6 protein-coding genes, 1 tRNA gene and 1 pseudogene are annotated in these 7304 nt (G+C 72.3%); all 8 read right to left on the bottom strand.

The annotated features are described in order from the left end of the window. Nucleotides 1–208, bottom strand: a 208-nt coding sequence (locus tag RWM17_RS10555; RefSeq protein WP_314103459.1) for a hypothetical protein, incomplete at its 3' end; no start/stop codon positions are given. Between the two features lie 90 nt (nucleotides 209–298). After that, nucleotides 299–1279: a Gfo/Idh/MocA family oxidoreductase gene (locus tag RWM17_RS10550; RefSeq protein ID WP_314103457.1), complete on the bottom strand. Its 981-nt coding sequence runs from the start codon at nucleotides 1277–1279 to the stop codon at nucleotides 299–301. Between the two features lie 170 nt (nucleotides 1280–1449). Further along, nucleotides 1450–1525: transfer RNA gene (locus RWM17_RS10545), tRNA-Thr, on the bottom strand. A gap of 61 nt (nucleotides 1526–1586) precedes the next feature. Then, nucleotides 1587–2246: a TetR family transcriptional regulator gene (locus RWM17_RS10540; RefSeq protein ID WP_314103454.1), complete on the bottom strand. Its 660-nt coding sequence runs from the start codon at nucleotides 2244–2246 to the stop codon at nucleotides 1587–1589. A gap of 14 nt (nucleotides 2247–2260) precedes the next feature. Beyond that, a complete protein-coding gene (locus RWM17_RS10535; protein ID WP_314103453.1) occupies nucleotides 2261–3406 on the bottom strand; it encodes a DNA polymerase III subunit delta' in 1146 nt (381 codons plus the stop codon). Between the two features lie 10 nt (nucleotides 3407–3416). After that, nucleotides 3417–4043, bottom strand: coding sequence for a dTMP kinase (gene tmk, locus RWM17_RS10530; RefSeq protein WP_314103451.1), 627 nt, complete (start codon nucleotides 4041–4043; stop codon nucleotides 3417–3419). Next, a complete protein-coding gene (gene topA, locus RWM17_RS10525; RefSeq protein WP_314103449.1) occupies nucleotides 4043–6910 on the bottom strand; it encodes a type I DNA topoisomerase in 2868 nt (955 codons plus the stop codon). Before topA ends, tmk begins: the two co-directional genes overlap by 1 nt. A 152-nt stretch (nucleotides 6911–7062) precedes the next feature. Further along, nucleotides 7063–7304: pseudogene (locus RWM17_RS10520) on the bottom strand (hypothetical protein); the annotation flags it as partial.

The raw sequence follows: 7304 nt of genomic DNA, 5'->3' as shown, positions 1-7304 counted from the left end.
GGGCGAACGCGAGGACGCCGGCGGTGACGAGCGCGGTGCGCGGGTGCTCCCGCAGGAGGCGCGCGGCCGACGCGCGCACGTCTCGCGTCCGGACTCCCCCTGCGGTCACGTCCGTGTCCTCGGCCCGCGTCTCGGCCGCCTCCGCACGCACCTCGGGGGCGCCGTGGCCGGAGGGGCGGTCGTCGGGGGTCGCGTCCTGCTCGCTCATCCAGGACATCCTACGAAACGCGTGCCTCCTCCGGGGGCCGCGCCCGCGCCTCCTCGGCTCCGGGCTCTGCCGACCAGGGAAGCGCTCGGCTCAGCGCTCGGGGTAGTGGACGCCGACCTGGCGGCGGACCTCGTCCATGGTGGCCATCACGGCGAGGATCCCGTCGGAGGTGAGCGCCGGGCTCTCGAGATCGCCGGCCTCGGCCAGGCGCGCCAGCTCGAGCGCCTGGTGCTGCATGCCGCGGAGGTCCCCCTCGTCGGAGTCGAACCGGTCGACGATCTCGCCCTCGGCGTCTCGCACGGTGAAGCCGCCGGGGGTGAAGAACGTCGCATCGATCTCGATGCGGCCTGCGCTGCCGTGCAGGACGGCGTCGTTGCGGCCCGCGGTGTCGAGCGCGCAGAACAGGTTCGACGTCGCTCCGTTCGCGTGACGCAGCGTGATCCCCGTGCGTGCGTCGACGCCCTGGCCGCTCAGCACGGCCGTCGCCGCGACGGCCTCGACCGGCCCGAGCAGGTCGTGCGCGAACGACACCGGGTAGACGCCGAGGTCGAGCAGGGCGCCGCCGCCGAGGGCCGGGTCGTTGAGACGGTGCTGCGGGTCGGTCGGCAGCGACTGCATGTGGGCGGCCGTGAGGAGGCGCGGCTCGCCGATCACGCCGCTGCGGACGACCTCGCGGAGGCGCGCCTGCTGTGGCAGGTACCGAGTCCACATCGCCTCGAGGGCCACGACGCCGGCCTCACGAGCAGCGGCCAGCACGCGCCCCGCCTCGTCGGCGCTGACGGTGAAGGGCTTCTCGACGAGGACGTGCTTGCCCGCCCGGATCGCGAGGAGGGCGTTCTGCTCGTGGAAGACGTGCGGCGTCGCGACGTACACCGCGTCGACCTCCGGATCGGCAACGAGGTCGTCGTAGCTGCCGTGCGCGGTCGTGATGCCGTGGTCGTCGGCGAAGCGCCTCGCCTTGTCGGCGTCACGCGACCCGACGGCCGCGACGGCGATGCCTGCGGCCGCCAGGTCGTTCACGAAGGTGTCGGCGATGCCGCCGGCGCCGAGGATGCCCCATCGGATGCTCATGTGACCTGTCTACCAGGACAGGTCGCCGGCGACGCCGTGCGCGGGACGACCCACGCCGCGGGCGCGACCGGCTCCCCCGGGCCCGACCGATGCCCCAGGCCCGCCGTCGCCGGGAACGGCGGAGGCCCCGATCCGCTGGGGATCGGGGCCTCGGGGACAACCGGTGCTGCTGGAGCCGCTTTGGGGAATCGAACCCCAGACCTTCTCATTACGAGTGAGACGCTCTGCCGACTGAGCTAAAGCGGCGGATCTCGATCAGACCGAGAACCTCGTGCCTCTCGGCACGATCACCAACTGTAGCGGATTCTCAGACCTGTCGCGTCACGACGCGGCCGAGCTCGGCGAACGACCCCTCCATGCGCGCCCGCAGGCCGTAGCGGTGGTCGGTCGCGTGGTCGGCGTCGTCGTCGTCGATCCACTCGCCCCAGGCGTGCCGGAGCGCGGCGATCGCCACGAGCGTGAGCAGGTGGGCGCTGCTCAGGTCGGACTCCTCGGTGGCGTCGTCGGCACGGCCGGGGGCCGTGGCCAGACGACGCGCGACGATGCCCGTGAGGCGGTCCTCGAGCACGCGGGTGGAGGCGATCCGGCGTGCGAGCAGGTCGGGGTGGCTGCGCAGCACCATGCGTCGGCGCTGCACCAGGTCGCGGTCGAACGTCGCGGTCACGACCGCCTCGTCGAGGAGGCGGATGAGGCCGTCGATGATCGGCTCGTCGTGCGCCCCCAGGAACCTGTCGAGGGAATCGCCCTCGGGCAGGTCGGGGAGGTCGCCGACGACCGCTTCTTCTTTCGACGTGAAGTAGTTGAAGAACGTGCGGGGCGACACGTCGGCGCGGCGGCTGATCATGTCGACGGTGACGGCCTCGAGTCCCTCCTCGCCGATCAGGTCGAGGACGGAGAGCTGGATGGCCCGTCGGGTGGCCAGGCGCTTGCGTTCACGCAGGCCCGGTGCGGCAGTCGGGTCGGTCATGCCGCCATCTTGCCTCACCTGACCGCGTGTCGGCTGACGGCCACCAGCATGGCCTCGAGCGCCAACGCCGGGGCCACGTTCGACTCGATCCGCCGACGTGCGACGGCGATCGCGTCCATGACCGCGAGCGTGCTCGCCGGCGTCGAGGCCGCGGTCGCCTCGTCGAGCCGGCCACGGACCGCCTGGTTGATGGGCTCCTCCGCGACTCCGAGGTGCAGCAGGAGAACGTCGCGGTACAGCGAGAGCAGGTCGACGAGGATGCGGTCGATGCCGTCGCGGAGGCTCCGGGTCGCCCGGCGCTTCTGGTCGTCCTCCAGCGCGCGGAGCTGGCTGCGGAGGGCAGGGGGCACGGTCCCGCCCGGCTCGACGCCGAGCGACCGGAGGGCACTCGCGCGTTCCTGGGCGTCACGCTGCTCGGTGATCGCCTTGGCGTCGTCGCCGGCGACGGCGAGCATCGTGGTCGCCGCGTTCACCGCGTCGGACACGCTGCGGATGGCCAGCGCGGCCTCGAGCGTCCGTCGGCGTCGCTCGCGCGCCTCCCCGTCCGTCGCGAGGCGGAGCGCCATGCCGATGTGGCTCTGCGCCTCGCGGGCCGCCGTGACGGCCGTCTCGTGGTCGATGCCGTCGCGACGCTCGAGCAGGTCGGCCACGTCGGCCACGCTCGGCGTCCGGAGGCGGACGCTGCGGACGCGGGAGCGGATCGTGGGGATGAGGTCGGCCTCGCTCGGAGCGCAGAGGATCCAGACCGTGCGGGGCGGCGGCTCCTCGAGGGCCTTCAGCAGGAGGTTGCTGGTGCGCTCGGTCATCCGGTCGGCGTCCTCGATGACGACGACGCGGTAGCGGCCGACCGAGGGAGAGAACTGGGACGACGCGACCAGCGACCGCACCTCGTCGATGGTGATGATGATCCGCTCCGTGCTGAGCACGGCCAGGTCGGGGTGCGAGCGGGCGTCGACCTGGCGGCTCGTCGCCTCGTCGTCGTGGCCCCGGGACAGCAACGCGGTCGCGAAGGCGTAGGCGAGGTTCGAACGGCCGGAACCGGGCGGGCCGGTGATCAGCCACGAGTGCGTCATCGCCGAGCGGGACGGATCGGCGGAGGCGGCCGCCCTGAGGAGCTCGACGGCGTCGGCCTGGCCGGTGAGGCCGTCCCAGCTGCTCATCGCTCGCTGCTCACTGCTCTGCGAGGAGGTCGGCGACCCTCGCCCGCACGGCGGCCGCGGCCTCGGCGACCGGCAGCGTGGCGTCGACCACGAGGAACCGGGCGGGCTCGGCACGGGCGATCGCGAGGTACGCGTCCCGGACCCGGCCGTGGAACGCCGCGGCCTCGGACTCGAGCCGGTCCCAGGACTTCTCGGCAGCGTCGAGTCGGGACCTGCCGACCTGCGGGTCGAGGTCGAGCAGCACGGTGAGGTCGGGCGTCAGTCCGCCGGTCGCCCAGACGGACAGCTCGCGCACCTCGTCGCCGCCCAGCACCCGGCCCGCGCCCTGGTAGGCGACGGACGAGTCGACGTACCTGTCCTGCAGGACGACCTCGCCGCGGTCGAGGGCCGGGCGCACGAGGGTCTCGACGTGGTGCGCACGGTCGGCCGCGTAGAGCAGGGCCTCGGCCCGGGGCGCGATGTGTCCCCGGCGGTGCAGGACGATCTGCCGGAGCTCGAGGCCCAGGTCGGTGCCGCCGGGCTCCCGGGTCCGGACGACACGGCGACCCTGCTCACCGAGCCACTCCTCGAGGAGGGCCGCCTGCGTGGTCTTGCCCGATCCGTCGCCGCCCTCGAGGGTGATGAACAGACCGGCCACTACGAGGCCTCCGGCGCGTCGCCGTCGGTACCCGTGGCGGCGGCGGGCTTCCCCGCGGCGGCGGGCTTCTTCGCGGCCGCGGGCTTCTTCGCAGCCGGCTTCTTGGCAGCGGGCTTCTTGGCAGCCGGCTTCTTGGCGGCCGGCTTCTTGGCCGGGCCCTTGGCGCGCTTGTCCGCGAGCAGCTGGATGGCGCGCTCGAAGTCGACCTCCTCGACGGTCTCCCCGCGCGGGATGGTGGCGTTCGTCTCGCCGTCCGTCACGTAGGCCCCGAAGCGGCCGTCCTTGATCTTGATCGGCTTGCCGCTGACCGGGTCGGCCTCGAACTCGGCGAGGGCGCTGCTTGCCCGCTTCGCCCCGTACTTGGGCTGGGCGTACAGCTCGAGGGCGCCGGACAGGTCGATCTCGAAGATCTGGTCCTCGCTGGTGAGCGACCGGGTGTCGGTGCCCTTCTTGAGGTACGGACCGTAACGGCCGTTCTGGGCCTGGATCTCGTCGCCCGTCTCCGGGTCGACCCCGACCGTCCGCGGCAGGTCGAGCAGCGCGAGAGCGGTCTCGAGGTCGATTGTGTCGACGCTCATGCTCTTGAACAGGGACGCCGTCCGCTCCTTGGGGGCGGCCTTCTTCGCCGGCGCCTTCTTGGCCGGCGCCTTCGTCGTCGCGGTGCCGGCCGCGGCGGTCGGGGCGACCGTCGCCTCGACGACCTCGCCCGTGGCGGGGTCCGCAGCGATGTCCTCCGGGGTGCGCTCGGTCACGTACGGACCGAAACGGCCGTCCTTCGCGAGCACCTCCTTTCCGGACTCGGGGTTGATGCCGACGACGCGGTCGCCGATGACGGGAGCGTCGATGAGCTCGCGGGCACGGGCCGGCGTCAGTTCGTCCGGCGCCATGTCCTCGGGGACGTTGACCCGGCGGGGGGCCTCGGGGTCGTCGCCCGGAGCCTCGAGGTAGGGGCCGTAGCGCCCGATGCGCAGGGTGAGCCCCTCGCCGAGCGGGATGGAGTTGATGTCCCTGGCGTCGATCTCGCCGAGGTTGTCGATCACCTTGCGGAGCCCGCGGTGCGTGTCGTTGCCGAAGTAGAAGCCGTTGAGCCAGTCGACCCGGTCGGCGTCGCCGCCGGCGATGAGGTCGAGGTCGTCCTCCATGCTGGCCGTGAAGTCGTACTGGACCAGGTCGCCGAAGTACTCCTCGAGCAGCCGGACGACGGAGAACGCGATCCAGTTCGGCACGAGGGCCGTGCCCCGCGGCGTGACGTAGCCGCGGTCGACGATGGTCGACATGATGGCGGCGTACGTCGAGGGGCGCCCGATCCCCAGCTCTTCGAGGGTCTTGACGAGGCTCGCCTCGGTGTACCGCGGCGGCGCGCTCGTGTCGTGGCCCTTCGCCTCGACCTCGTCGAGGGTGAGCTGCTGGCCCTCCGTCAGCGGCGGGAGCTTGGCCTCGGCGCTGTCGGCCGCGCCGTGCCGGTCTTCGTCACGACCCTCCTCGTACGCGTTGAGGAAGCCACGGAAGGTGATGACGGTGCCGGTCGCGACGAACTCGGCCGCCGTGCGGGCAGCACCCTCGGCGGACACGCCCGCGACGGCGGTCTCGGTCGTCGCCGTCACGACGACGGAGGCCGTGGAGCCCTTGGCGTCGGCCATCTGCGAGGCGACGGTGCGCTTCCAGATGAGGTCGTAGAGCTTCCAGTCGTTGCCCCTCAGGGTCGACTGCATGTCGCTCGGCGTGCGGAACGTGTCGCCGGAGGGGCGGATCGCCTCGTGCGCCTCCTGGGCGTTCTTGCTCTTTCCCGTGTAGACGCGGGGCTTGTCGGGCACCGTGTCGGCGCCGTAGAGCGAGGCGGCCTGGGACCGCGCGGCGTTCGTCGCCTGCTGCGAGAGCGAGGGCGAGTCGGTGCGCATGTAGGTGATGTGCCCGTTCTCGTACAGCGACTGGGCGACGCTCATCGTCTGGCGGGCGGAGAAGCGGAGCTTGCGCGCCGCCTCCTGCTGCAGGGTCGACGTCGTGAACGGGGCCGCGGGACGGCGCGTGTAGGGCTTCGACTCGACGGACGAGACGACGATGTCGACGCCCGACGCCTGGAGCGCACGGGAGAGCGCGCCGGCCGAGGCCTCGTCGAGCGCGACGGCCTGCCCCTTGGGCTGGCCGCGGTCGTCGAAGTCACGACCGCTGGCGACCCTGGTCCCGTCGACCCGCACGAGACGGGAGGAGAAGGGCACCGCGTCGGCCGCGGGCTCGAAGGTGGCGGTGAGGTCCCAGTAGGACGCGGAGACGAACGCGAGTCGCTCGCGCTCGCGGTCGACGACGAGGCGGGTGGCCGCCGACTGCACACGGCCGGCCGAGAGACCCGGGCCCACCTTGCGCCAGAGGACCGGCGAGACCTCGTAGCCGTACAGGCGGTCGAGGATGCGGCGGGTCTCCTGGGCGTCCACGAGAGCCGTGTCGAGCTCGCGGGTGTTCTCCTGGGCCTTCTGGATCGCGTCCTTCGTGATCTCGTGGAAGACCATCCTCCTGACCGGCACCTTCGGCTTCAGCTCCTGCAGCAGGTGCCACGCGATGGCCTCGCCCTCGCGGTCCTCATCAGTGGCGAGGTAGAGCTCGTCGGCGCCCTTGAGCGCGCGCTTGAGCTCGGAGACCGTCTTCTTCTTCGCGTCGGAGACGACGTAGTAGGGCTCGAAGCCGTTCTCGACGTCGACGGAGAACTTGCCGAGCGACCCCTTCTTGAGCTCGGGGGGCAGGTTCTTGGGCTCGACGAGGTCACGGATGTGCCCGACGGAGGCGAGCACCTCGTAGCCGCTGCCGAGGTACTGCCCGATCGTCTTGGCCTTCGCGGGCGACTCGACGATGACCAGTTTCTTCGTGCCTGGCACGGGACTCCTTGCTTCGGGGAACGTCTGGACCCGGTCACGAGGATCGGTCAGGTGGTCGGCGGCGGGCGGTTCTCCCGCCGTCCCTGACACGGGACCGACGGATCGTGCGCTGCCGACAGGCACACCATACACACACCCTCCGGCGCACCGGCTCACGGTCCGGGGCCCGTCCGTCGCGGTGCGGAGGGCGGCGGTCCTGCCGTCGCCGAGGCCCGCACGGCGACCCCGAGGACGGGCGCCGACCCCGTCACGACGACCGTCACGACGAGCTCGTCGACGTCGCAGGAGGAGAGCTCGACCGTGTTCGCCCGAGCCAGCGACGCTGCCAGGGAGCACGGCCCGCCGCCGCCCGTGACCAGCCCTGCAGCGGCGTCCGCGGCGGCCAGGGCGGAGG

This window comes from uncultured Frigoribacterium sp., from assembly GCF_963515265.1.
GTDB lineage: Bacteria > Actinomycetota > Actinomycetes > Actinomycetales > Microbacteriaceae > Frigoribacterium.
Note: the sequence above shows the minus strand (reverse complement) of the source record. Positions and strands in the feature narration are given on the sequence as shown.